This window comes from Dictyobacter formicarum (assembly GCF_016587435.1).
On record NZ_BNJJ01000030.1, the window covers coordinates 25,329 to 49,306 of the forward strand.

At 51.3% G+C, this 23,978-nt stretch carries 21 protein-coding genes; 5 read left to right on the forward strand and 16 right to left on the reverse strand.

Annotation, left to right across the window (positions count from 1 at the left end):
• Positions 1–128: 128 nt before the first annotated feature.
• The 3 genes from JMI88_RS34230 to JMI88_RS34240 are packed head-to-tail and all read left to right on the forward strand — an operon-like array spanning position 129 to position 4,802.
• On the forward strand, positions 129–1,919 hold the full coding sequence (locus JMI88_RS34230) for a hypothetical protein (protein ID WP_201366526.1): 1,791 nt from the start codon (positions 129–131) through the stop codon (positions 1,917–1,919).
• Between the two features lie 24 nt (positions 1,920–1,943).
• Positions 1,944–3,809, forward strand: coding sequence for a glutamate mutase L (locus JMI88_RS34235; RefSeq protein ID WP_201366527.1), 1,866 nt, complete (start codon positions 1,944–1,946; stop codon positions 3,807–3,809).
• 33 nt (positions 3,810–3,842) lie between these two features.
• Positions 3,843–4,802 carry a hypothetical protein gene (locus JMI88_RS34240; protein ID WP_201366528.1) on the forward strand — a complete coding sequence of 320 codons (960 nt, stop codon included), beginning with the start codon at positions 3,843–3,845 and terminating at the stop codon, positions 4,800–4,802.
• Between the two features lie 214 nt (positions 4,803–5,016).
• On the opposite strand, the gene gpmI is transcribed toward JMI88_RS34240, so the two are convergent.
• Entirely contained in the window at positions 5,017–6,603 is a 1,587-nt protein-coding gene (gene gpmI, locus JMI88_RS34245; protein ID WP_201366529.1) for a 2,3-bisphosphoglycerate-independent phosphoglycerate mutase, read from the reverse strand.
• Between the two features lie 233 nt (positions 6,604–6,836).
• Here gpmI and JMI88_RS34250 point away from each other — a divergent pair, with 233 nt between their 5' ends.
• Both JMI88_RS34250 and JMI88_RS34255 read left to right on the forward strand, forming a co-directional pair.
• A complete protein-coding gene (locus JMI88_RS34250) occupies positions 6,837–7,091 on the forward strand; it encodes a hypothetical protein (RefSeq protein WP_201366530.1) in 255 nt (84 codons plus the stop codon).
• Between the two features lie 157 nt (positions 7,092–7,248).
• Positions 7,249–8,244 (forward strand): hypothetical protein, encoded by a 996-nt coding sequence (locus JMI88_RS34255; protein ID WP_201366531.1) that lies wholly within the window; start codon positions 7,249–7,251, stop codon positions 8,242–8,244.
• Positions 8,245–8,360: 116 nt separating this feature from the next.
• Here the strand turns inward: JMI88_RS34255 and JMI88_RS34260 are convergent, their stop codons facing one another.
• From JMI88_RS34260 to JMI88_RS34330, 15 genes are all read right to left on the reverse strand, one after another.
• Positions 8,361–8,792, reverse strand: a complete 432-nt coding sequence (locus tag JMI88_RS34260; protein ID WP_201366532.1) for a F0F1 ATP synthase subunit epsilon — start codon at positions 8,790–8,792, stop codon at positions 8,361–8,363.
• Between the two features lie 3 nt (positions 8,793–8,795).
• The gene (atpD, locus tag JMI88_RS34265) at positions 8,796–10,217 is read right to left on the reverse strand and encodes a F0F1 ATP synthase subunit beta (RefSeq protein WP_201366533.1); all 1,422 of its coding nucleotides are present in this window, start codon (positions 10,215–10,217) and stop codon (positions 8,796–8,798) included.
• Between the two features lie 54 nt (positions 10,218–10,271).
• The gene (gene atpG / locus JMI88_RS34270) at positions 10,272–11,186 is read right to left on the reverse strand and encodes an ATP synthase F1 subunit gamma (RefSeq protein ID WP_201366534.1); all 915 of its coding nucleotides are present in this window, start codon (positions 11,184–11,186) and stop codon (positions 10,272–10,274) included.
• Positions 11,187–11,197: 11 nt separating this feature from the next.
• Complete coding sequence (gene atpA / locus JMI88_RS34275; RefSeq protein WP_201366535.1) at positions 11,198–12,745, reverse strand: F0F1 ATP synthase subunit alpha; 1,548 nt, start codon at positions 12,743–12,745, stop codon at positions 11,198–11,200.
• A gap of 229 nt (positions 12,746–12,974) precedes the next feature.
• Complete coding sequence (gene atpH, locus JMI88_RS34280) at positions 12,975–13,574, reverse strand: ATP synthase F1 subunit delta (RefSeq protein WP_201366536.1); 600 nt, start codon at positions 13,572–13,574, stop codon at positions 12,975–12,977.
• On the reverse strand, positions 13,574–14,134 hold the full coding sequence (atpF, locus tag JMI88_RS34285) for a F0F1 ATP synthase subunit B (protein WP_201366537.1): 561 nt from the start codon (positions 14,132–14,134) through the stop codon (positions 13,574–13,576). Before atpF ends, atpH begins: the two co-directional genes overlap by 1 nt.
• Before the next feature lie 159 nt (positions 14,135–14,293).
• The gene (gene atpE / locus JMI88_RS34290; RefSeq protein ID WP_201366538.1) at positions 14,294–14,515 is read right to left on the reverse strand and encodes an ATP synthase F0 subunit C; all 222 of its coding nucleotides are present in this window, start codon (positions 14,513–14,515) and stop codon (positions 14,294–14,296) included.
• Positions 14,516–14,629: 114 nt separating this feature from the next.
• The gene (gene atpB / locus JMI88_RS34295) at positions 14,630–15,502 is read right to left on the reverse strand and encodes a F0F1 ATP synthase subunit A (RefSeq protein WP_201366539.1); all 873 of its coding nucleotides are present in this window, start codon (positions 15,500–15,502) and stop codon (positions 14,630–14,632) included.
• A 68-nt stretch (positions 15,503–15,570) separates the two neighbouring features.
• Positions 15,571–15,792 carry an AtpZ/AtpI family protein gene (locus JMI88_RS34300; protein ID WP_201366540.1) on the reverse strand — a complete coding sequence of 74 codons (222 nt, stop codon included), beginning with the start codon at positions 15,790–15,792 and terminating at the stop codon, positions 15,571–15,573.
• A 161-nt stretch (positions 15,793–15,953) separates the two neighbouring features.
• A complete protein-coding gene (locus JMI88_RS34305) occupies positions 15,954–17,417 on the reverse strand; it encodes a lysylphosphatidylglycerol synthase transmembrane domain-containing protein (RefSeq protein ID WP_201366541.1) in 1,464 nt (487 codons plus the stop codon).
• 49 nt (positions 17,418–17,466) lie between these two features.
• Positions 17,467–18,459, reverse strand: coding sequence for an NAD-dependent epimerase/dehydratase family protein (locus JMI88_RS34310; RefSeq protein WP_201366542.1), 993 nt, complete (start codon positions 18,457–18,459; stop codon positions 17,467–17,469).
• Positions 18,456–19,610 carry a DUF362 domain-containing protein gene (locus JMI88_RS34315; protein ID WP_201366543.1) on the reverse strand — a complete coding sequence of 385 codons (1,155 nt, stop codon included), beginning with the start codon at positions 19,608–19,610 and terminating at the stop codon, positions 18,456–18,458. The genes JMI88_RS34310 and JMI88_RS34315 overlap by 4 nt, the downstream gene beginning before the upstream one ends.
• Positions 19,600–21,468, reverse strand: coding sequence for an ArnT family glycosyltransferase (locus JMI88_RS34320; RefSeq protein ID WP_201366544.1), 1,869 nt, complete (start codon positions 21,466–21,468; stop codon positions 19,600–19,602). Before JMI88_RS34320 ends, JMI88_RS34315 begins: the two co-directional genes overlap by 11 nt.
• Positions 21,469–21,488: 20 nt before the next feature.
• A complete protein-coding gene (locus tag JMI88_RS34325; protein WP_236023191.1) occupies positions 21,489–22,766 on the reverse strand; it encodes a glycosyltransferase in 1,278 nt (425 codons plus the stop codon).
• A 204-nt stretch (positions 22,767–22,970) separates the two neighbouring features.
• Positions 22,971–23,843, reverse strand: a complete 873-nt coding sequence (locus JMI88_RS34330; protein WP_201366546.1) for a hypothetical protein — start codon at positions 23,841–23,843, stop codon at positions 22,971–22,973.
• Positions 23,844–23,978 lie beyond the last annotated feature (135 nt).

Genomic DNA, 23,978 nt, shown 5'->3' on the forward strand with positions numbered 1-23,978 from the left:
GGAATAAACGATACCGTGCGTATTGTATCATATCAGCATGTTTTATCTTGTAAATCATTATCGTTGTCAAGCTGGAAAAAGAGTGATACACTGCCAGGAATGAGGCCTGACGAAAGCGAGGAGTAAAAGTGATCAAGTGTAACCGCTGTGGAAATATGACCCCTGCCGGCACAGTTTGTCAGGCATGTGGCGCACCACTCGCTGGCATGGTTGATAATGGACCAGTCCCAGGTATGGGTTTCCAGGACCAGCCAGAATTACCTGCTTGGCTAGAGTCGTTGCGTGCCGGTGAGCGTTCGGCAACGCCCCCTACTAATAACGTACCCAGTTTTTCCCCGTCTGATCTAATTGAAGAGGGGGCTTTCCCCAGCTGGATGCGTTCAGAACGTGGTGATGCACGTGATAACACGGCACCTAATCCGCCTGTTTCTGCTCATCCTACCCAGTTTTCAGATCAAGCAGCGGCAGGCGGAGATTTTCCGTCCCAGGGGATTACTGCGCAATCATTAATTGATGAAAAATCATTACCATCCTGGATGCAAGAAGGAACGCCATCTGGCACTCCTCCTCCATCGCCCGCACCAGGAGGTTTTTCTGCGTCCAGCCTGGTTCAACCAGATAATTTACCTGAATGGATGCGTACGCTGCAGCCGCCACCGGTTGCCCCTAAAGCAAATCCTACACCAGCCGCTCCTCAGCCGCAGGCGAGGCCAGTTGAATCACCAGCTTCTCCAGCGGTTGCACCAGGATTTTCGGCTCGTGATTTGGTCGACCAGCAGTCATTGCCGTCCTGGATGCAGCCACAAAATGAGCAGGGAGCGAAGACAGGTAGCCCAAATCCTGTGAATCAGAATCCTTCGGCCACTAATAGTGTCCAGAGTGGGTTTTCAGCATCTTCTTTATTAGATGTGAATGCGTTGCCGTCATGGTTACGCGAAGGTGATCAGAACTCGGGTCAGCCGCCGCGCGCCAATAATCCAGTGGCTCCCGCGCCACAAGAGGCTAGCTGGTCAGCGCAACCACCAGCACAATCCGGCTGGAATCAGTCTCCATCTGGTTCTACCTGGCCGGCTGCTGCAGGGCAGACTCCATCCGGGATGCAAGCGCCCATGCAGACACCACCAGTCAATGCAATGTCTCAGCCAGAGGGTGGGTCATTATCGGCAGCTTCCTTTATTGATCCAAACTCGCTACCAGAATGGTTGCGCTCTTCTTCTGGTCAGCCAGCTAACACAGCGCAGCCGCAGGGCGCGGGGTCACGACCGGGAGGATATGGAGTGCCTCCACGGGCAGATAATATGCGCGTTCCGAGCAGGCCGCGTGGTGAGGTTAATCCAAGCGAGAGTAGCGAACTGGCTGCCAATGTATTTGCTTCAATGTTGGGCGTTGCCTCTGCGACCCCCAATTATCCAGCGCAGCAGCCAGTAGAGCAGCCCGGTCAACCTCAGGCTTATGGGCAAAATCCCTCGGGTGTGCAAAACCCTTATGGATCGCAAGGACAATCTGGACAGGGCAACCCTTATAATCAACCAGGTCAGGCAAATAGCTATGCACCAATGGGCCAGCCGGAGATGTCGCAGAATAGTCTGAGTGGCATGCCAAATTCCGGGTTGATGCCTGATACACCAAGGGGGGCCAGTGGCGTATTCCCCCAGAACTATGATGCTGGCAATAGTCTGTCTGGTGCTTATGGTAATAGTTATCCTGGTGGTAGCCAGGGACAGAATAATCCAGCCATGGGAGCCAACCCTTCAATGGGTGGTCAATCTGGTTTAAATGCTGGATCTCCCTATGCAGGCAACTCTTATTCTATATCTGGATCACAGGCATCATCAGCCTCACCTGATAGTGCCAGTGAACAGAAAAGTAACAAAAAACGTGGATTGTTCGAGGCAATTCGCGAGTGGCTTTCTCGTTAGTCGGAGAGAAGAAGGATACCGGAAATGTATACACAACCCTATCCAGAGGGTGGACAGGGTCCAGCGCAGGCGCAGAATTCAGTGAATCCCAATTCCTTGCTGATTGCTGATTGTGGGGCTGTTTTTACCAAGGTCTCACTTTTTGGCCTGGTTGAAGGTCAATATCGTTTGATGGCGCGTGGGGAGGCGCCATCGACGATTAAGCCCCCACTTGAAGACCTCTCTGAAGGTATTATTCAGGCCATCAATGTGATTGAATTTGTGACGGGCCGCAAATTGATAGAGGAGAAGCGTGTTATTTCTCCTGAGCAATCAACGGGGGATGGCGTTGATATTTTTATCGCGACGGTAAGTGCCGGGGATCCTCTGCGCGTAGCTACCCTGGGGGCGGTTTCCCCCGAATTAGCTAGTTTATCTGCACAGGCTGTTTCTGGCCTGTATGCCCAGGTGCAGGCGGTACCTTCTCCTTCGTACGTTGCCGCGACTACACCCGCAGCGGTGGGAGCAGCGGGGTCCGGTGTTGCCTGGACACAGGATCGTGTAGCCCAGGAATGGGAACGGCAACTGGGACGTTTGCGTGAATTGCAGCCTCAGGCAACCTTAATTGTCGGAAGTGCTGATGGGCCGGCAGGTCCTTCTCCTTTGCAGGAAGCCTGTCAGCTGCTGATCAACTTTGCACGAGAAACCTCTCAACAAGGTGGCATGCTCGGCCCTGATGGGACGCCCAAACGCTATTCAGTCGTTTATGCTGGCGCTCCACAATATGTTGAGGCTGTACGCCGTATGCTGCAGAATGTAGCCGATGTCACGCGTGTAGAACCTTTAACCAACTCGGCCCAACTGGGTCCGGTGAGCGCGGCTATCGGTTCCCTGCATGAACATGAAGGGCTGCAACAGATTCCTGGCTACGAGCGTGTACGCAACTGGTCCAGAGCTAATCCGGTCGCCTCTGCAACTTCTTTAAGTAGCCTGGTGCGTTTCCTGGCTCAGCATTATATGATGAACGTTACCGCTGTTGATGTCGGCGGTAGCACCACTGCTGTTATGCTGGCGGGTGAGCAAGGAGAGTTTATCCCCATGGTCAATACTGGTATCGGTGTTGGCCCGAATATTGGAGATATCCTGCAAAAAGTTGGCCTGCAGCGGATTACGCGCTGGCTGCCGTTTCTCATTTCAGAGGATGAGGTGCGTCAATTTGTGCTCAACCACATGCTTCATCCTCAGTCCTTACCGACTGATGCACGTGAGCTGGCGTTGATGCAAGCATTTGCCCGTGAGGCTATCGCACTTACTGTAGAGGCTGCCCGCAAGAGTAGTCGTCTGGAGTTACCGGATACGGATTTGATTCTGGCCACGGGTGGAGTTCTGTCACAAGCGCCAAAGTATGGCCAGGTTGCGATGATGTTGCTGGATGCGCTACAGCCACGTGGAGTGACCTCTCTGGTAGTAGATAGCACCATGTTGATCTCGCAGTTAGGAGCAGTAGCTACCGTTGCCCCAGTGATGGCTGTACAGGTTAATGAGAATGACGCGGTTTCGCATCGGCTTGGGACCTGTGTTATTCCCTTTGGGAATGTCCAGCAGGGCCAGCTGGCTGTGCGGGTTGGGGTAGAATATAGTAATGGCAGACAATTGAACGTTGATGTAATGGGTGGCACCATTGAGGTTATTCCCCTCCAGGTAAACGAGCAAGCTCTGCTGACACTGTTCCCTGCTCCAACGGTCGATGTTGGACTTGGACCTGGTGAGCGTGCTCGAGCCGCCGAAGAAATTGATGGTGGTCTGATCGGACTGATCATTGATGCGCGTGGTCGCCCACTGGTTCTGCCAGGCGACGACACCGAGCGCCAGGCGCGCCTGTTGCAATGGTCGCAAGTACTAGGGGCGTAATTGGGAAGATCAAGATAATGGGAGGTGCCTGCCATGACCTATCCAGCAGGGTGGTCTGTTCTTCCACGACTAATCGTCAAACGAGAGCGTTGGCCTGGTGGGTATCGAGTGAAGGGCATCCCGTTAGTCTATCGTGGTCAGGAGGTTGTGCCTGATCAACCCGTACTACGTCTAACTACATCATCAGAAAATATTGATCAGGAAAGGCGTGCGAGAGGCACGCCTTCCTCCCCTGGTCTCTCTGATATTCCCGCAGGTTTGCATGGGCGCATAGTAGGCTTTACTGCACGTGGTGGGGTCGTTATCGAGAGCCATGCCGCTGTGATCCAGGGAACTCTTGGGGCGGGCAAGCAGGTGGCGGGAGTATTAACGATGTGGCAGCCCCATAATCAATACTCTTATGTACAAACGATCCCCCCAGGCGCCATTTTGATTGTACCAGGACCACTAACCTTTGGCTTATTGCATCAAGCCCTGAACTCAGGCGTCGTTGGCGTGATCGCCAGCAGTATTGCTCTACGTGACCTGGAAGGCTTTCTGCGTGCCGACTATCTCCACCTGCTCAAGATTTCTGCCCTGGACCAGGCTCAAGAGCAGTTACCGCCGTTGACATTGATGCTGACCGAGGGCATCGGCCCCGCGATTATGCCAGTTCATACTATGAACCTCCTCACACATTATCAAGGCTCGATTGGTTTACTTTCTGGCACTACTTCTCTGATCCATAACTTTTTCCCTGAGCTCGTTATCTCAATCCCGTTAATTGAGATAGATAAAGATTGGCAGGCCGTTCAGCCTGATAGCACTCTGGCATTAGGAGCGCACGTGCGCGTGTGTGGGGGGCAACGCAATGGTGCGGTGGGTATTATCGACTACTTCTACTCCTATGAACAAACTTTTGCTTCTGGCCTGCGCGCCCGAGCTGTACGACTGCGGCTCGACGACGGCTCATTCTATACTGTGCCACTTACCTTGATTGAGCGCATCAGCTAGCATACCTGCCGGCCGGCAAAAGCACGAGAAACTGACACGATTCGCCGCAACGTCACCCGAAAAATTTCGCAGGTGACTGGCTGGCTTTGCAATTTGCGCTTGCCTATAATGAACACCAGGGTTATCCACATTCACATAAGGTTATCCACATATTGCATAAGAATATGTGGATAACCTTTTGGTTTTTTAATGTATTGTTAAATAATACATTAAGCTAAGGTAAAATGAGCGAGCGGCCCTGCATATCTTTTGGTTGGGGAATATTCATAACCTGTAAGATAGTAGGGGAGACATCGGCCAGGATACCATCGTTGCGTAACTTTGCTCTGGCGAAGCGGGGAGCGACAAAATAGAGAGGTACTGGAAATGTTGTGTGAGCAGTAAAGGGTTTACCAGTATCATACTCGATCAACTGTTCTGCATTCCCATGATCCGCAGTAATCAGGGCGCTACCACCTGCGGCCAGCGTCGCTTCGACGACACGACCAACGCCTTTATCCACAGCCTCGGCGGCCTTAATCGTTGCTTCAATAACGCCCGTATGGCCGACCATATCCGCGTTGGCATAATTCATAATAATGAGATCGTACTGACCACTGCGAATGCGCTCGACGGCGGCATCCGTGATGCCTGCAGCGCTCATCTCGGGCTGAAGATCGTAGGTCGGAACCTTGGGAGAAGGAACCAGGATACGATCCTCTCCCTTGAATGGTACTTCACGGCGTCCATTGATAAAGAAGGTCACGTGAGCATATTTCTCGGTTTCGGCCGTATGGAACTGAGCCATGCCTTGTTCGGCAATCACACGTGCCAGTGGCATTTCCACTTCATCGGCACGATAGGCTACTTCCGCGTCCAACCCCTCTTCATACTGAGTCATCATCACATAAGTCAGATCTGCCAGACGGGGACCGCGATCAAACTTGCCCTCGGCCTGTGGTGGTAGCTCTTCCATCACAAAAGCTTTGGTTAACTGGCGGGCGCGATCGGGGCGGAAATTATAATGAATGACTGCATCACCAGCTTGCACAGTCGCGACCGGATGGCCCTCTTCCATAATGACGGTCGGTAAAATGAACTCGTCGGTTACTTTGGCGTCATAAGACTGCTGAATGGCTGCCAGCGCCGAACTGGCGTGTTGGGTAGCTTCACCCTTTGTCATGGCCCAATAAGTGGCTCCTGTGCGCTCCCAGCGGTTATCTCGATCCATTGCATAATAGCGTCCAGTCACGGTCGCTACTTTAGCGGGATGATCGCCACCAATTTCCCTGGCCCGGGCTTCCAGACGCTGCATAAATTCCAGGCCTCCCGTGGGAGAGGTATCGCGGCCATCGGTAAAGGCGTGGATATAGACGCGCTCGATATCATGCATAGCAGCCAGGCGCAGCAGAGCCTCCAGGTGCGTCTCATGGGCATGAACGCCACCATCGCCAAGCAGGCCACAAATATGTAATTGAGATTGATTTTTTTTGACATGCTTGACTGCTTCAAGGAAAGCGGGATTCTGAAAAAAGCTCCCATCCTGAATGGACTCGCTGACGCGTGTATAGTCCTGGAGAACACGCTTGCCTGCACCAATATTCTGGTGTCCCACTTCTGAATTGCCCATCTGACCATCGGGCAAGCCGACCGCTGCCCCAGAAGTCTTAACAGCAGTATGCGGCCATTCGCGTGCGATTTTATCAATATTAGGCGTGTGTGCCAGTGCAATGGCGTTGCCTTCTTTGCGTGGATTGATGCCCCATCCATCCATAATGATCAAAACAAAAGGGTGTTTGCGATCCGAGGGTGTCATGCTCATGTAATTTTATACTCCACGATGATATAGGATCAAACGATGGTTTATTTTTTTATTGTAGCATGCACTGGACTGTAAGCATAGCGTCCTCCTGCCCCTCCTGCTTAAGCATTGCAATGCCTCGCCGGTACAATTGTTGTGTATCTATTACACTGTTTTCCTCGTGTACTTGAGTATAGTAAGCGTAACAAGTTAATGACCTTTAAATGCTGGTCTCCCGCGAAAGGAGTGATCTGATGATTGCTAATTTGCTGAATATATTTATTGGCGTAATCGTGGTCCTTTTTATCATCGCTATTGTTGTGATCGGGGTTTCCATGTACCGCTCACGTAATGCCGGAAAAAAGGTGGTCTCCAGCGTTGATCCTATACCAGATACAACGAGACGCAACGAGACAACGAGAGTGGATCAAGATACCACAACCCGCTCGGACGTTAATCGTAATTACAGTGAGACCACAGCCAGCGATGAGCTGAATAGCCAGCGTTAAGCCGAATTCCCTCGTGGCTGTGATTTGATGGAATGGCTGTATATGCGTTCAAACAAACGTATAGCTTTCGAAGCAATGGTTGTACTTGAAGCCGTTTATAAAGGCGTGTCATTCAGGTTTTCCATGTTTCAGAGAAGTTGCCGACGGAAGGAATATTATGGGCAAGACATCTTCAGGCTCCTTTGTGAGGAAGTCAAGCAAAGGATTTATCGCGACTTTTGTTGCCTTGTGCCTGCTAGCGATCACAGCCACGGCTGCATTGGCTAATTCTGTAAACATTTACGATAATGCAGGGGTTTTGAATCAGTCACAAGTGCGGAGCGCGGCCTCGTCATTATCCAAGCCGATTGATATCTATGCGGTTAATTCGACGACGTCGAATGCTTCATTCGACCAGACGGCCAAGCGCAGCATCAGAAATGCTAACATGATTGTGCTGGCGTTTAACCCGCATCACGTAGCGATTGTCGGCGGAAACAGTGTTGGCCTGTCTACAAGCCAGTATCAAGATGCTACTAACGCATTTACTGGGGCAATGAATGGTGGCAGTAGGAATTATACCAATGCCACGATTGCCGCTATCAACTCATTGAAGGGCTCACTCAATGGTAGCAATTCGTTCATTCCTGGTGTAGGAGGGGGTGCTGGAAGCTCGATCGGCGGAACCCTCTGTTGTGTTGGTTTGATCGCTTTAGCCATCATTGCGGCTTTTGCCTTTGCACGTCGGCGTCGCAGTGGTGTTGGCGGCCTCTTCAATCGCCAACCCAACTACAATCAACCCTATAACCAGGGTCCATACCCACCTAACTATCAGGGTCCATACCCACCACAAAATCAGGGAATGAATCCATGGGCCGCTGGTGGTCTGGGCGCTGCCGCTGGTGGTCTGGCCGGCTATGAGCTCGGTAAGGCCGCTGGTGAACGCGAGCGCGAAGGTGGCGACTTTGGTGGAGGAGCCAGCGGAGACTTTGGAGGAGGAGATGGAGGCTTTGGCGGAGGAGCCAGTGGAGACTTTGGAGGTGGTGACGGAGGTTTTGGCGGAGATGGAGGCTTTGGCGGTGGGGGAGACGGCGGATTTGGCGGTGGTTCAAGCGGAGACTTTGGAGGTGGAGGCGGCGGAGACTTTGGAGGCGGCTCAAGTGGAAACTTCTAAGTCTCGGGTTACTTCTGGCTAAACAAAGGCGGCGTCGATAGGTTTCTATCGGCGCCGCCTTTGTGTGTTTTGTGTGTATGGTATCGTGTAGCTGTTTTGCTATATCGAAGTGCCGGCTAGCGAATACGACCACTGCGGCGAGCCAATTCCATCACTTTCAGGCGATTGATGGCGCGCAGCAATGCTGCTTGTAACTCGGCACGCTCAGTATTTGAGCGTGCCTGTTCCAGATGTTCCTGTGCTCGGCGACGGGCCTCCTCTGCACGAGCCTGGTCGATCTCTGCCGCATGTTCTGCCGTATCGGCCAGAATAGTGACACGATCATGGGAAACCTCTAGAAACCCGCCAGAGACAAATAAGATATTATCCTCTCCGCGCAATTTAATCTGTAGAGGTCCAGGCCCCAACAGGGCCAGCAGGGGAGCATGCTCAGGCAAAATGCCCAGCTCCCCCTCTGATCCGGGAGCATCCACGATATCGGCTTCGCCATTGTAGAGCTCACGCTCCGCGGTTACTACCTCGACATGCAGCGTATTGCGTGTCGCCATGGCTTAACCCTTCTTCTGACTAGCGTCGTAAGCGGCAATAACATCTTCGATAGCTCCCTGTGACAGGAAGAATGACTCGGGAATGTTATCCACTTCACCATCCAGGATGGCCTTAAAGCTGCGCACGGTATCCTGCAACTTCACATATTTGCCAGGCAGGCCTGTGAAGACCTCAGCAACGGTGAAGGGTTGTGAGCAGAAGCGCTCCAGCTTACGAGCACGAGCAACCAACAATTTATCATCGTCAGAGAGCTCATCAACACCCAGAATAGCGATGATGTCCTGCAACTCTTTATAGCGTTGTAGCACGGTCTGAACGCCACGGGCAACGCTATAATGCTCATCTCCCACGACCTGAGGATCGAGGATACGGCTGGTGGAAGCCAGAGGATCTACCGCAGGATAGATACCTTTCTGCGCGATCGAGCGCTCCAGCACGATGGTGGAGTCCAGGTGAGCAAATGTCGTCGCAGGCGCAGGATCGGTGTAGTCGTCAGCGGGCACGTAGACGGCCTGCATCGAAGTGATCGAGCCCTCTTTAGTAGAGGTGATGCGCTCCTGCAACTCACCCATTTCCTCAGCCAGATTTGGCTGATAACCCACAGCAGATGGCATACGACCTAGCAAGGCGGACACCTCAGCACCGGCCTGGGTGAAGCGGAAAATGTTGTCGATGAAGAGGAGAACGTCTTTATGCTCTTCGTCGCGGAAGTACTCAGCGATAGCCAGACCACTCAGAGCCACGCGAAGGCGGGAGCCAGGAGGCTCGTTCATCTGACCAAAGACCATGGCCAGACGGTCAATAACGTTGGCTTCCTGCATTTCATGGTACAGGTCATTGCCTTCGCGGGTGCGCTCACCCACGCCAGCGAAAACGCTATAACCACCGTGACCTTTAGCAATGTTATTGATCAGCTCCTGAATAACGACGGTCTTACCGACGCCAGCACCACCGAAGGCGCCAATCTTACCACCTTTCATAAAGGGGCAGATCAGGTCGATAACTTTAATGCCAGTCTCGAAAACCTCAACGTTGGAAGACTGATCTTCCAGGTCAGGAGCATGGCGGTGAATTGGATAGCGAGCGGTACCCTCAACTTCTGGCTTGTTATCGATCGCGCGACCCAGAACGTTGAAGATACGACCCAGGGTCTCAGGACCGACGGGCATGCTGATGGGAGCGCCTGTATCGTAGGCGTCTGTCCCACGCTGCAAACCATCGGTTGGACCCATAGCAACGCAGCGAACCCAGTTATTGCCCAGGTGCTGTTCAACCTCAAGAGAGAGATCCTCACTGGCCCCAGTCGGGCGAGTCACGATCTGGTTATAAATTTCAGGGAGTTGATCCTGGGGGAACTCAACGTCTACCACAGCCCCCAGTACCTGCACAATTTTTCCCTTTGTGCCTGTTTGTGTTACTGTCATGTATTTCTCCATCGCAGAGGGTTCTCTTCGCTTACCCCCTGCCCAGACATCTCGTTAGAGCGCCTCAGCACCGGCTACCACCTCAAGGATCTGGGTTGTGATAGCGGCCTGGCGAACCTTGTTATACGTCAAGGTGAGATCCTGAATCAGTTCGTTTGCGTTATCGGTCGCGTTTTTCATGGCAACCATTTGTGCAGATTGCTGACTGGCGACAGCCTCAAGCATAGCCTGGTAAACCAGAATATCTACATAGCGTGGGAGCAACGCCTTAAAAATCGTTTGCTCATTGGGCTCGTAAATATATTCTGTGGCTTGCTTCTTCTTCTCCTGCTCATCCTCTTCCTTCTTCTCAGGTGGTTGGACGGGCAGCAACTGCACGGTTACCGGCGTTTGAGTCACTGTATTGACAAATTTGGCATAGACCAGGTATACAACGTCGACCTCCCCTTTCAGGAAGGCATCCACGGCCACTTTTGCGATGGCGGTTGCATCACTGAGGCCTGGGCGATCTCCATAGTTGGTAAATTCAGCAGCCAGGCCAAGGTCGTTACGGATAACGAAATCACGGCCTTTGCGACCAACGGCTATGTATTCCACGCCGGGGCTGCGACCCTGCTCTGAGAGACGCTGGCTCTCGTTACGAGCCGTCAAGGCAGCGTGACGATTGATGTTTGAAGGTAAAGCACCACAGAGGCCGCGGTCAGGAGAGATCAGCACAATGCCGATATTTCTCACTGGACGCTGCTTCAACAGTGCCAGATCCTCAACCAGATCATCACTGCCATTCGAGGCTGCCGTCGCCAGGCGTGAAACGAGTTCGCGGATTTGATCGGCGAAGGGGCGAGCTTGTTCAACTCGCTCCTGCGCCCGTCGCATCTTACTACTCGCCACCATTTGCATGGCTTTAGTAATTTTCGCTGTATTTTTTACTGATCGTATGCGCTGCCGAATTTCTCGGGTTGATGGCATCTATCTGCCTCCTAGCGCTTTTGCTCTTCTCGTGGTGCAGCCGCCTTCTGATAGTCTTCGATGGCAGCTCCCAATTTCTTCAGCTGGTCCGAGCTCATCTTATTGCGGCCCTGAACTGAAGACTCAATAATCTCGTTTTGAAGATCCTGATAGTTAGCGTCCATGAAGCGATAGAAGCCAGCTTCCCACTCGCTCACTTTATTTAGAGGTACGTCATCCAGGTAACCATTGGTGACTGCGTAAAGGATCATAACCTGGCGGATAACAGAGACAGGCTGATACTGTGGCTGCTTCAGGATTTCCAGGATGCGGCGACCGCGATCGATACGAGACTTGGTGGCTTTATCCAGGTCAGACGCGAACTGAGAGAAGGCTTCCAGTTCACGGAACTGCGCCAGATCCAGACGCAACGTACCAGCAACCTGGCTCATCGCCTTTGTCTGGGCGCTACTACCTACGCGAGACACTGAGATACCGGTATTCAAGGCAGGGCGCTGACCAGCATTGAAGAGGTCGGTTTCCAGGAAGATCTGACCATCGGTAATCGAGATCAGGTTGGTTGGAATGTAAGCCGAAACGTCGTTTGCCTTTGTCTCAATGATTGGCAACGCGGTCAAAGAACCATTGCCATAATCTTTATTCAGGCGGGCAGCGCGCTCCAGTAAGCGGGAGTGCAGGTAGAACACGTCACCTGGATATGCTTCGCGTCCTGGAGGGCGGCGAATGATCAGTGAAATGTTACGGTAAGCTTCAGCGTGCTTGGTCAGATCATCATAAACGATCAGAGCATCGCGACCAGACTCCATGAACTCTTCGCCAATCGCACAACCGGCGTAGGGGGCGATATACTTCAAAGGAGCAGGATCAGAAGCGCCAGAGGCAACGATGATCGTGTATTCCATCGCGCCATATTCTTCCAGGATGGCGCGGGTACGAGCAATCGAAGAGTTTTTCTGACCAATTGCCACGTAGATACAGATCAGATTTTTGCCCTTCTGGTTAATGATCGTGTCGAGAGCAACAGCGGTCTTACCAGTCTGGCGGTCACCGATGATCAACTCACGCTGACCACGGCCGATCGGAATCATGCTATCGATAGCTTTGATACCAGTTTGTACCGGCTGGTTTACCGACTGACGCGTAATAACGCCAGGGGCAACACGCTCGATCGGGCGGTATTTATCGGTTGTGATTGGGCCTCGATCATCCAGAGGTTGACCAATTGGATTGACTACACGGCCGAGCAGAGCATCGCCAACCGGCACCTGAATGATACGCCCGGTCGTACGGACCTCATCATCTTCACGAATTTGTGTATAATCACCCAGGATAGGGCAGCTGACCGCTTCCTCTTCAAGGTTAAAGGCCATGCCATAAAGTCCTGTACGGGGAAATTCTACCAACTCAAGATACTTAACATCTTGCAGACCATAAATACGGGCGACACCGTCTTGTACCGCGATAACTGTACCGACACTGGCGGTCGAAGTGGTATCTGCACCAAAGCCTGCGATGTTTTTCTCTATGATGGCACTGATTTCATCAGCCCAAGATGCCATCGCGTTCCTCCTAGTGTTTCCTAGTGGCTTCTACTGTTTGTCGTTGTATTGTTGTTATTTTTACAATCGATCTCTACACGTTTCAATTGTCGTTTGGCTCGTTCGAGCTATGTTCAGGTGGACATCGATACGGGGATCTACATATTGTTCTGGTGCTCCCGACCTCTATACACCTGCATTTTAGATCGAGATCTAGCTGATTCTGGCGTTGTGGCCGGCAATGAGTTGGCTAGCGGTTTGCCGGTTGGGCAAAATCCTCGGAAGCCAACTCATCATCGGAGCTGGTAGCAGTGACGCCCGCGAGCAATTGTTGCTGCAGAATATGCAGGCGATTGCGGGCACTACCATCGATCATCTCATCTCCTACACGGGCGACAACACCACCTAAGATACTCGGATCGACCCGAGTTTGCATAATAATGCTTTTGCCAGTCTTGTGCTCAAGCGCCTTCTTGACGATAGCTTTCTGGGCATCATCTAATTGGGCTGCAGTTGTGACCTCTGCGATTGCCTGATTGCGATAGTCAAGTACGAGTTTTTCGAACTCGGTTGCAATATTTGGCATAACATCGACCAGCTCACGCTGGACAATGAGCAGGGCAAGGTTGAGCGACGTAGGCAGCACTTTTGAGGCTAAAGCCTGGCGTAAAGCCGTCTCTTTGCGCTGAGCAGGAATCTTGGGTTCGCGTAGCAAATAGGCCAGCTTGCGCTGCCTGAAAAGCTCAGCGATCTGTTTGACGTCATCGAGTGTGCGGTCTATTGTATTCTGTTTTCGCGCCAACTCGAACAGCGCTCCTGCATAGCGGCGTGCGATCGCTCCTTTAAGCATTAGTTATTCCTCGCCTGGTCACTAGCCGTGACAAACTCTTCGACCAAGCGGCGGTTGTCGTTGCTATCAACTGACCGGCTGATAACTTTGCTGGCGGCCTCAATGGAAAGATTGATAACATCGCGACTGAGCTCCATGCGAGCACGATTGGCTTCCTGATGGATGCGAGCGATCTGCTGCTGGCTGATTTTCTCTGCGCGATCACGAGCCTCGGCTTCAATCTGCTGGGCAACCTGCTCAGCATTTTTGGTCGCACGCTCAATGGTTTCCTGTGCCTGACGCTTGGCGTCCAGAATAATTTGTTCAGCGTTGTTGGTCGCCTCAGCCAGATCGCGCTTGGCTTGCTCAGCGTTTTCGATGCCTTCCCGGATTAACGCCTGCCGTTTTTCCAATGTGCGTTGCACTATTGGCAGGACCCATTTCCAGAGGACAAAGAGAACGATAATAAAGCTAACGAGCTGCGAAATAAAGGCGGCGGCGTTAATACCAAGTGCACCAAGGCCACTGGGCGACTCGGCGCTTGCAACAGCGGCTGATGCAAGTGTGAGTGTTATGTTCACGATAGCGCTTCCTTTCATCAAAAGTAATACATGGATATCCCGTACGTAAGGCGGAGACGTGGCATCGCCTGTCTCTCTCCTGACCAGATAGCAGGAAGAAGGGAAAACAGAATGGACGCACTACGTCTCCACTACACGTTACGAAACAGAAAGTATTACTTAAGGGATGAACTTGATCAGCAGAGCGACTACCAGAGCATAAATAGCGATAGCTTCAGCAAACACGATCGCCAGGATCATATTGGTCTGAACAATAGGGGCAGCCTCAGGATTGCGGCCAATGGCTTCCATGGCTTTAGCAGCCAGAATACCAATAGCAAGGCCAGGTCCGATTGCACCGATACCAATAGCAAGGCCAGCGGCGAGTGGAGCAAGATTCATGATTAAAAATCCTCCTTAAGGATGAATGTATTATGTAATTAATGGATTAAGGTTGTTTATGCAATCGCAGAAGTTTCTGCGAGAAGCAGCAAGTCAGTGAGTGGCAACTACATACTAGTGAGTAGTAACAGCGCTGCCCTCATATTCGTGATGTACCTCGTGTTCACCCTCGTCGTGATGAGAGTGGCTGATGGTGCCAATTTGCATAAAGAGCAAGGTCAAGAAGGCGAAAACAAACGCCTGGATGACTGCAACAAAAAGTTCAAATGGGATGAAGATAATATCGGCAACGACCGGCAGCAGGTAAGCGAATACCGAGAGTAGTACGCTACCAGCAAAGATATTACCAAAGAGACGGAAGGAGAAAGAAATCAAACGTCCGAGCTCACTGATAATTTCGAGCAGGCCTACTAATAAGTCAACAATACCCATTCCCCCTTTCTCTTTGATCGCTTTAAAGTTCAGATACTTGCTGATCTGATCTTTAAAACCGAGCATCGAGAAGCCTAAAATCTGAGTTACAACCACCGACACCAGCGCCATCGCCAGAGTCAGGTTCAGGTCTGTTGTTGGGGGGCGTAACCAGGGGGTAATTTGATTGGATGCATCACCGAATAAGAATGGCCCATGAATGATGGTGCCAGCCTTTTCAAGATGAATAGTACCAATCGTATCGACGCCGGGAATAACGTCAAGCACATTACAGACTAAAATGAAGATAAAGAATGTAGAAACGAGGGGAAAGAACCTCTTTCCTCTCTCTTTTCCTGCCACTCCTTCTACTAAATTCTGTAAAAACTCGACTAGCCACTCAACGGCATTTTGCAGCCCACTTGGAATCAGGTCCTGACGTCGAGTACCAAAATAAAGCACCACGAGCAAGCAAATAATAGAAATCCAAGTACAGAGCAGAGTGTTAGTGATCCACGTGCCAGGAATGATTACTTCCGGGGCAATCGTGATGTTTGGAAGTCTCCACAGATTCACTCGGCTTTCCTCCCTATATGCCGAGCTCTGCCAGGTCTGGTTCGATGTGCTTAAGGGATCCGTTTGGCCTACTGAAAGACGCTTTTATATAAACGGTATGCTCCATAAATTCCCGAAATCAGGCCAAGCAGCAGCCCGAGAAGTATGAACAATGGTCCGGTATGAAGAAGGCCATCGAGGTAATTTCCCAGGATGGCTCCAAGGGCGATGGGGACGGCTACAGTAAAACCCATGCCGCTCAGCGCCCCCAACGTATTCAACATTGTTGGGGTAGGCGGTTTCTGTTTCATCCTTTTGGTCCCATTTTTTCTTCTCAATAATACCAGTCGGATTATAGCACAGGGATGAACCTGTTGCAACAGTAGATACACTTTTTAAGAAGCCTGAAGGCGCCACTGCTAGACAGGCATTTGATGTCAAATAGGCCATATTTAAGGTAGATTGGAAATGATTAATTTTCTATCGTATGTTTATTTTCTGATGCAGGAGGTTTTTGTAGCGCACCTGAAATGGTGAGCCCCATGGCTGCCAGGCATCCCATGCCACTTCCACACATCAACAGTGCCGTCCAGGGATGGGAGAAGAAAAACATAGTGGCGACATCGTGTGAGCTGATATGCATGAGGCCATAGAATATGAGCAGCCCCACGGCTTCATTGCTGCCTACCTGTCCAGGAGGAGTGGGTAGGATGTAGAACATGTTATAAATGGTATAGCCGAAGATGGCGGTTCCAAAGGAAACCTGTGCGCCGATTGTCCAGAAGGCGAGCATGGCGAAGAGGCCATCGCAGATGACAGCGAGCAGCGTCAGGGAAACTGCGGGCACAAAGATCGCTGGCCGACTGGTCCCGGCCAGGAGCGCAGCGACAAAACCTGTGGCCATGTTTTCTATCCGCCTGGCGCGCATAACTGGTGGTAGTAGCCGGCTCATGGACTGTAAGAGCTCAATAGCGCTGTCCCGTTTCCAGATAGTCAACAGGACAAAGCCAATTACTAGCAGCAATAACGCGTTTATGACTGCCAGTAGCAGCCAGATTTTGATGTCCATGTGGATACCAAGTAGTGGAAGCAGCGCCATGATGAAGAAGGCTGGCATGAGATCCAGTGTTTTATCCATCGCTACGGTAGGCAGTGATTGGCTGATAGGCATGCCGCTGATGCGCCGCAACATGACACATTTAGCTACCTCACCACCGCGAACAGGCAGGACAAAGTTGAGAAATGTGCTGATCAGATAGAGTTGAATAGCTTTGTGGAGCTGGATCTGACCAATCGGCCGTAGAAAAAGTTGCCAGCGCCAGCCACGAATGCTAAAGGCCAGCAGGAAAGCCACTCCTGACAGAAGAGCCAGCAGTATGCCGCGGGGTGTGGTCAGGTTTTTTTTAAGCGTATTCACCACGGCTGGCATGTTGGCGAAATGCATTACCAGGACCAGCAATCCCAGACCAACCAGAGTGCCCAGCAATACTTTCACCCATGGCAAGCGGAACCACCTCCATGGGCGAGGCTGATGACTGATGACCGCTGGCCGCTGCCTGGATGAACCTGTGGTGACGCTGATAGGTTCTGTATAGCCAGAGGGCCTATCGTCGTCGAGGTCCATGACCGCAAGTGGGCCCGTTTGTTGGATGCCGGCAGGCCACCATTCTTCGGTTACAAATTCCAGCTGTTCATGATGCGCTGTAGGTGCCGGAGTGGCATGGATGGCCTGATGCATGCCACTGACCTGCATCAGATGATTGGCGCTCTGTTTTTCTGTATCTTCACCTTCCTCCTGTGTGCTCCTAAGTTGGACCGTCTCTTGAGTGCCATCATCTTCTAGTTGCGCTGACACGCGCACCAGCCTGGTTGGGCGAATACGTGTGGTTGTGATAGGTATTGGAAGTCGGTAGCGCTGCTGGTTAGATCGGTACATGAAAATTTTACGCTCCTTGTAGCTGTTTTTAGAGATAAAATGTGGTTATTTATAGGTAGGCATGTGCTTGATACCAGTTAACGGTCTGGCGTATGCCCGCTTCCAGAGTGATGGAAGGCACAAATTCCAGTTCATGTTGTGCGCGCGTCGTGTTGTAGATGCGACTATGGGTCAGAAAGTCAATGCGGCTATGGGTCAATGGCGCATGTGTGCTCGCTCTCATGCCAGGTGTGAGCGTAGAGGCAGTAGCCACCAGGTGAGCCAGCCACAAAGGTATACTGCTCCTGGGCAGGACAAGATTTTGTGCCTGGGCTATGGTTTGTGCCAGCTCATATATGGACACTGGCTGGGAGCCAGCGATATTGTAGCTGCGACCAACGGCTTGATCCTGGTGCGCACCGAGTAGAAAAGCATTGATCATATCCGTGATATAGATAGGGTGCAACATGGCTCTCCCCCCATCAATCACATGAAACAGCCTCTTTTTAATGGCCTGGAAGAGTCCCAGAAGATGCAGGTCGCCCGGCCCGTATACCAGTCCCGGTCTGATAATGCTCACTGGCAAGTGTCGTGTGCGATGTGCTTGACCGACCAGTAGCTCGCAGGCTACTTTCGCGGTTTCATAAGGATTGGTCGGTGCATAAGGAGCCTCTTCGGTGGCCGGCTGGTGTCCTGTGATGCCAAAGACTCCGGTTGTGCTGCAATAGAGCAGGCGCTGCAGCGCCTTTTCTTTCTGGCAGGCGGCGAGTAGCGTGCGCGTCCCCTCAACATGTGTATGCGTATAGCTATGTACTGGATATATAGGATGATAGAGCTGTCCAGCCAGGTGATAGACATAACTAGCATTGTGTACTGTACGCTGAACCTGCGCCTGATCGGTGATATCACCCGCAATAATTTCAACGTCGCTTCCAAAGAGCTGCCTGGCTTTGTCCGGATTGCGGGCCAGGACACGGACCTGCTGCCCTTTTTCAATTTCTAACAGGCGCCTGACCAGTGCCGTACCCAGGAAGCCTGTTGCACCTGTCACCGCAATCGTCATGCCTGTGCTCCTGAAAAACCTTTGACGCTGATCGCCTGTTCTGGACAATATTCATAGCAGAGGAGGCAGCGCTGGCAGGTTTGATAATTAATTTTCAATGTTTGCAGATCAATGACGTCGGGTAGCGGACAGGCTTCTACGCAGATGCCGCAGCCGGTACATTGCTCCCTATTAATCTGCGGTCGCGTTCCAACCAGGCCACTACTATAGATAGTTGTACAAAGATGTTTGCCGCGCTCCGCTATTTTGCTGTAGGGATAATCGAGCAAAAACATGAGCCGGAAGATAAAGCGGTAGAGACCTTTTGACTGTGGTAGGCGAAATGGTCGCAATACGTTCAGATTGGTTCCTACGATCTGCCAGTCAGGTTTGCCCATTTGCGCCAGAGCCAGCTTGAGATGGGGCACGGCTCGTGGCTTAACCCCTACCAGCTGGCAGCACACCAGATCTACAGCTAGGCTGTTGCGTCCCGCTACCACTACCTGCAATTGCGCTCTATCACCATAGAGCGGTCCATCTCCATCTTGGCCCACACAGCCATCGACGATCGTCAGCGCGGGTTTAAGACCGAGGTTCATATCCACAATACCCTGATCAATGCCAAAGGTATGCATGGTACGGCGCTCGGGACGTGGCAAGATGCCCATCAAGTTTTTCATGCCCAGGCTCATGATGGAGACCATATGTGTTTTGAGCACCGGTAGATTAATCAACCGGGTATCTTGATGAGAGAGCAGGCGAGGAATGCGAAAGTGACGTAATATCCTGGCACCTGGCACCTGGATATCTATCCAATCCTCGGTATTTCCTTCCGGATCGAGCCGCAGGATCGAGATGTGGTTGTCCTGGCAGAACTGCTCTAGATTGAGCATCTGATAGGTAGCCTCGAGATCAAATTCTGTGCCCGGTATCTCACACAGAACGGGCTCTACTCCGCAGGCGCGTACTTCTGCGGCGACCGCTTTGATGATTGCAAAATGGGTGGTGGCACCTGCATACTCATGGCGACCGGCCACGAAATTAGGTTTCAGGAGCGCAACCCTCGCCCCTTGCAGTACCGACTGCATACCGCCAATGTCGGCAATGACACGCCGGGTGGCGGCTTCGATATCATCAAAAGTGCGGGTGATGGCGATTGTCTCATTTTCCATGACCGCTGTTTCCTTTCGGTTGGCCGGGCTGAGCCAGCGTAGGTTGAACCTGGTAGATAGTAATGAGCAGTTGTTGATCGTGGTCCTGGGCTTTGAATTGCTGGCGAACACGCGCATGCTTCAAGGCATCCTGGATGATCTGCATCTGCTTGCTATTGTGATGAATATCATTGAGCATCTCGGAATCGGCAACGATATACTCGATGTGGCGCCAATCCGCATGGAGAACCTTGTCGTGCAGTTCTGGATCAGTAGCGACATTGAAGTAGACATTGGCATAAGGAAAAACGGGCATGTTCGGCCCTGCAGCCTCGTGCAGATCGAGGTAGAGGTAGCTATTGATAACGATGAAGGCATGTGGGTTGACATGTTCACGTATCCAGTTCAGGGCACCGGTCTGTGCGCTGGCAGGTTGTTGAGTAAACAGAGGTGTGGCCTGCATATAGTCGTAAGGGATAAGTGTCGCTATGATGGCGCAGATGAGCACAACGCGCATCAATGGCAGGCGTAGCCACCGACTAAACCCGCTGACAATCAGATGGCTTGCCAGGGCTACATTGATAGCGGTCAGCGGGATGAGTGGAATGAAATAGAATGAGAGCACTACCCCTCCTCGGATCAGTAGCAACCAGAAGCTAGCCGCCAGTAGTCCCGGCAGCCAGTACGGGCGTTTCCACCATCCAACGACAAGATTAAAGGCGGGGGCAGCCAGGCTAGCGAGCAGTAACAGGCGATCGCCATGCAGCCAGTTTTGCCAGCTACCACTAAAACTTCCCTCATCTTGTCCGCGCTGTGTCTGTTCCAGATAGGTTTGAAGCAGACTCAGGTGTTGATGAGTATCCCACGGCAGGTGCCAACTATAAGGAAAGAGTTCGCCTTTGAGGATCGCCAGCAGGACAAAGCTGGAACCGAGAGCGATAGAGGTATAGGTAAACGCCACCAGGGCAAATTTGCGCTGGAAGGGCGTCGTATACAACCAGGTAGCATAGATCATGACAGGCAGAAAAAGGAGCATTATTTCTTTTGAGAGCAAGGCAATACCAAAAGCCAGCGCCGCCAGCACAATCTGATGTAATCGGCTGCTACTCTTGATCAGCAGATAGAGCGAGAGCAACAACCAGAAGGTGCTGATATTGTCCAGCAGAATTTGCCGCTGATAGGTAATACTGAGCGGTGAAAGTGAGAAGAGGACCAGCGCGAGTAAGCTGGCGCTGCGGCTCCTTATCATGCGACGTACAATCAGGTAGACCAGGAGCGAAGAGCCAAGCGCATACAACAGCATCAGCACGCGACCAGTATTAATAGCATTGCCGAAAGTAAAGAAGCCTCCCACAAACGGGACCAGCATCGCCAGTTGTATCCAGGCCAGGGGAGGGTGTCCATACCCATAAGGATAGGGTGTAATCTGGCCATGTAGTATGGCCCAGGCACTGGAAATATAAGTGCCCTCGTCCAATTCATAGCGTGGAAATTGAAAAACATTAAAGGCATGTCCCAGCAGAGAGACCAGCAGCCCCAATAACAGTGTTGCCACTTCGACCCAGGGCGGAGCCAGGAATTTGTGGCCGGGTAATGGATTGAGCAAGCTAATCCGCGGTACCTCGCGTGTCTCGCAATCTGAGAGGCGCTCAGCCTGGGCTGAGATATAGCGAGGGCGTGCGGGCAACTGTATGCGCCTCAACATGCCAGTGTTGGGACCAGGCCGATAGGTGGTGTGGACCGTAAAGTTCCATCTTCTATGTAACATTAGCCGCTGTGGATTATCGTGCAACAAATCTATTGGTGGTGTTTGTGGCACTGTGAGCGACATATGACGAGTCCCGGCTTTGGTCAATGTGGCTTTAGAATGTACTGGCATAGCTTCCTTTTGTTCTCTTCTCATACAGCCTCCGTTCGATGCAGCCCCATATGGACCGTTTTTTCCCAGTTGGATGAGCCAGTCAGATGGCGGAAGACCGCGCGTATGGCACTCAGACTCAAAATAGCCTGATAGGGAAAGAAAGCCAGAATCAAGATAATGGCTTCGTGCCAGCGCCAGCGACGTTTGTGGGCGCGCACGAATTCGTAGAGGGCAGCCAGATCGATAAAGATTGAGAATATAAAACAGTACAGTGGCAGAAAGGTCAGCATGGCGAACCAGATGGGTAATTTGACAAAGAAGAACATGACCAGAGATACGGGCACCAGCAAAGCAAAAAAGGCTTGTAACTCCGGGAGAATGAGTATATAGCAGGCTAGCAAGCGCTGCGACATCTTATCCAGTCGTCTCCAATCGCCTTTGAGGAGTATTTGGATAAAACCTTGGTTCCAGCGTGTACGCTGCCGGATAAACTGGCGCAGTGTAGGAGGAGTCTCTTCGCGTGTCACAAATTCATCATCATAGATAATGCGCAAGCGTGTGTGTGCCAGGCAGAGACGAATGCCTAGATCGGCATCTTCTGTCAGGCAATGTTCATCCCATCCCCCCAGTTGCTCGAGGGTCTCGCGACGCACAAAAACTGTATTGCCACCCAATGGCGTCATACCAATTCTGGCAAAAAAGTGCATCGAAGATTTAAACCAGAAGAAATACTCCAGCACATTGAAGAAGCAAAACCACCTGGTATTGTGATTCATGAGTTGCACACCACTTTGAACAACCTCAACGTGCTCATTGAGTACAGTTGTGTTAATCACATTCAGGATATCTGGATGTGGTTCATCTTCCGCATCAAAAATGGTGACCATATCGCCTGTTGCTACCTGCAAGGCCAGATTCAGGCCATGAGGCTTATTAACTGGCTCATCATTAAAGATCAGTAACTGTACATTTGGATGTCCAAATTCATCGATCTTAGTTTGTGCCTCTGCAATAGTGCCGGGGTCATCTTCACGACAGATGGCTATGATCTGGAGGAGTTCCCTGGGATAATTGAGATCGTAGACCCTTTGAATGGTCTCTCCATATACATTTTCTTCATGGCGAGCTGGAAGCAGGATAGTAAAAGAGAGCTGAGGATGCCGATAGATAGTAGAGGCATGATTAAGCCAGGCGTGTTCTGGCGCTTCCCAGATGAACAGATGCAGGCGGATATTGAAGATCGCTTGAGCGGCCATCAAGAAAATAATTGGTAGATAAGCGAGCTCTAAACCCTGAAGAAACACGTGCCAGACCACAATACCCTCCCAACCCCTGATATTAATATAATGAGCAGCGCACCTTGATGGAGCCTGTGAAATGTACCAAATTATACGAGATATGCTCATTCCTGTGTGCAAATACAAGGATACATGAGAATTGTTCACTTCTCAATCTCCGAAAGTATCAGCAATGTGATACTTTCGGATCATGTTGTTGCTGTCACCCAACTGAAACGCTGGCTACAGAGCGCTTAAAACAGTGACGCCATCGACAAAATGCCCATCGGGTTCATATAACTGAATTCGCTCTTGCGTGAGCAGTGAACGCAGAGCCTGCATGAAAGCCTGTTGATGCAATTGTGTCAATACAGCCAGATTAGCCAGATTGCGACGTCCATCAATAGAAAGATACAGACGCCGTACCTGGCGGCTGGTGATCACCTGAACATGTTTTCCCTGATTGGCCTCATTGTCAAAATTGCGCTGTGGAATGAGCTTCATCAGTAGCGCATCTGCTTTCGCTGCTTGAGCAGGAGCCTGCAATAATAACTGTTTTTCTGGTAGCAACAGACCACGATTGTATGCCAGGTTGATAACCTGTTCCATGATATATCCAATGGTAGGAATGAGGCGTGGATTAGGTGGCTGACGTGTAAAAAAAGAAATCAGCGTATAGGTGGAGAGATTGAACCTGTTCAAGGGATATTGATAGCCTGCTGATTGGATAGGTAGGCTGTTCGTTAGCTGATAGCAGGCCCAATAATTCAGATTATATCTTGTAAGGTGGTGGGCAGCCTGTGAAGAAAAGATGGCCTCAGTAACTTGTGGTATAGTGACGGTATAATGTTCATTGCAAAGACGTTTAGCTGCTTCAGCTACATGGGAATTGATCAATATCTGTTTAGGTATATTAACCTGACGACATGCAGTGATACATTGCTTGATAGATATTTGTCTGAAGCAATCGTCCTGGAGGGACCAGATTTGTACAGCTTCTAATTCCAGGCGTTGAACTAATACGTTCGCTGTCCACTGCAATAGCTCATCGATACGTTGCATACCTGCTATTGCTTGCAGCAATTGGGTAAAAATGATCAGTTGATGATTTCCCATCGTAGGCCAAATTCTTTGAGTTCCGGCGGATGAAGGATGCAGAAAATCTTGTGTGTGTTCCACGTCAGCCCCCCCTAAACTACCTTGCTTAAAGCACCCATTGGACTTTTGATACGCCGATGGTGTGTTATATGT

Coding starts and splice junctions, on each gene's coding strand:
- atpG (WP_201366534.1), bottom strand. CDS start 11,186: ATGCCATCAACCCGAGAAATTCGGCAGCGCATACGATCAGTAAAAAAT.
- JMI88_RS34300 (WP_201366540.1), bottom strand. CDS start 15,792: ATGAAACAGAAACCGCCTACCCCAACAATGTTGAATACGTTGGGGGCG.
- JMI88_RS34260 (WP_201366532.1), bottom strand. CDS start 8,792: ATGGCGACACGCAATACGCTGCATGTCGAGGTAGTAACCGCGGAGCGT.
- JMI88_RS34255 (WP_201366531.1), top strand. CDS start 7,249: ATGGGCAAGACATCTTCAGGCTCCTTTGTGAGGAAGTCAAGCAAAGGA.
- JMI88_RS34320 (WP_201366544.1), bottom strand. CDS start 21,468: ATGCCAGTACATTCTAAAGCCACATTGACCAAAGCCGGGACTCGTCAT.
- JMI88_RS34240 (WP_201366528.1), top strand. CDS start 3,843: ATGACCTATCCAGCAGGGTGGTCTGTTCTTCCACGACTAATCGTCAAA.
- atpE (WP_201366538.1), bottom strand. CDS start 14,515: ATGAATCTTGCTCCACTCGCCGCTGGCCTTGCTATTGGTATCGGTGCA.
- JMI88_RS34330 (WP_201366546.1), bottom strand. CDS start 23,843: ATGGGAAATCATCAACTGATCATTTTTACCCAATTGCTGCAAGCAATA.
- atpD (WP_201366533.1), bottom strand. CDS start 10,217: ATGACAGTAACACAAACAGGCACAAAGGGAAAAATTGTGCAGGTACTG.
- JMI88_RS34235 (WP_201366527.1), top strand. CDS start 1,944: ATGTATACACAACCCTATCCAGAGGGTGGACAGGGTCCAGCGCAGGCG.
- atpH (WP_201366536.1), bottom strand. CDS start 13,574: ATGCTTAAAGGAGCGATCGCACGCCGCTATGCAGGAGCGCTGTTCGAG.
- JMI88_RS34250 (WP_201366530.1), top strand. CDS start 6,837: ATGATTGCTAATTTGCTGAATATATTTATTGGCGTAATCGTGGTCCTT.
- JMI88_RS34310 (WP_201366542.1), bottom strand. CDS start 18,459: ATGACGATTGCGGTGACAGGTGCAACAGGCTTCCTGGGTACGGCACTG.
- atpA (WP_201366535.1), bottom strand. CDS start 12,745: ATGGCATCTTGGGCTGATGAAATCAGTGCCATCATAGAGAAAAACATC.
- JMI88_RS34315 (WP_201366543.1), bottom strand. CDS start 19,610: ATGGAAAATGAGACAATCGCCATCACCCGCACTTTTGATGATATCGAA.
- JMI88_RS34305 (WP_201366541.1), bottom strand. CDS start 17,417: ATGTACCGATCTAACCAGCAGCGCTACCGACTTCCAATACCTATCACA.
- gpmI (WP_201366529.1), bottom strand. CDS start 6,603: ATGAGCATGACACCCTCGGATCGCAAACACCCTTTTGTTTTGATCATT.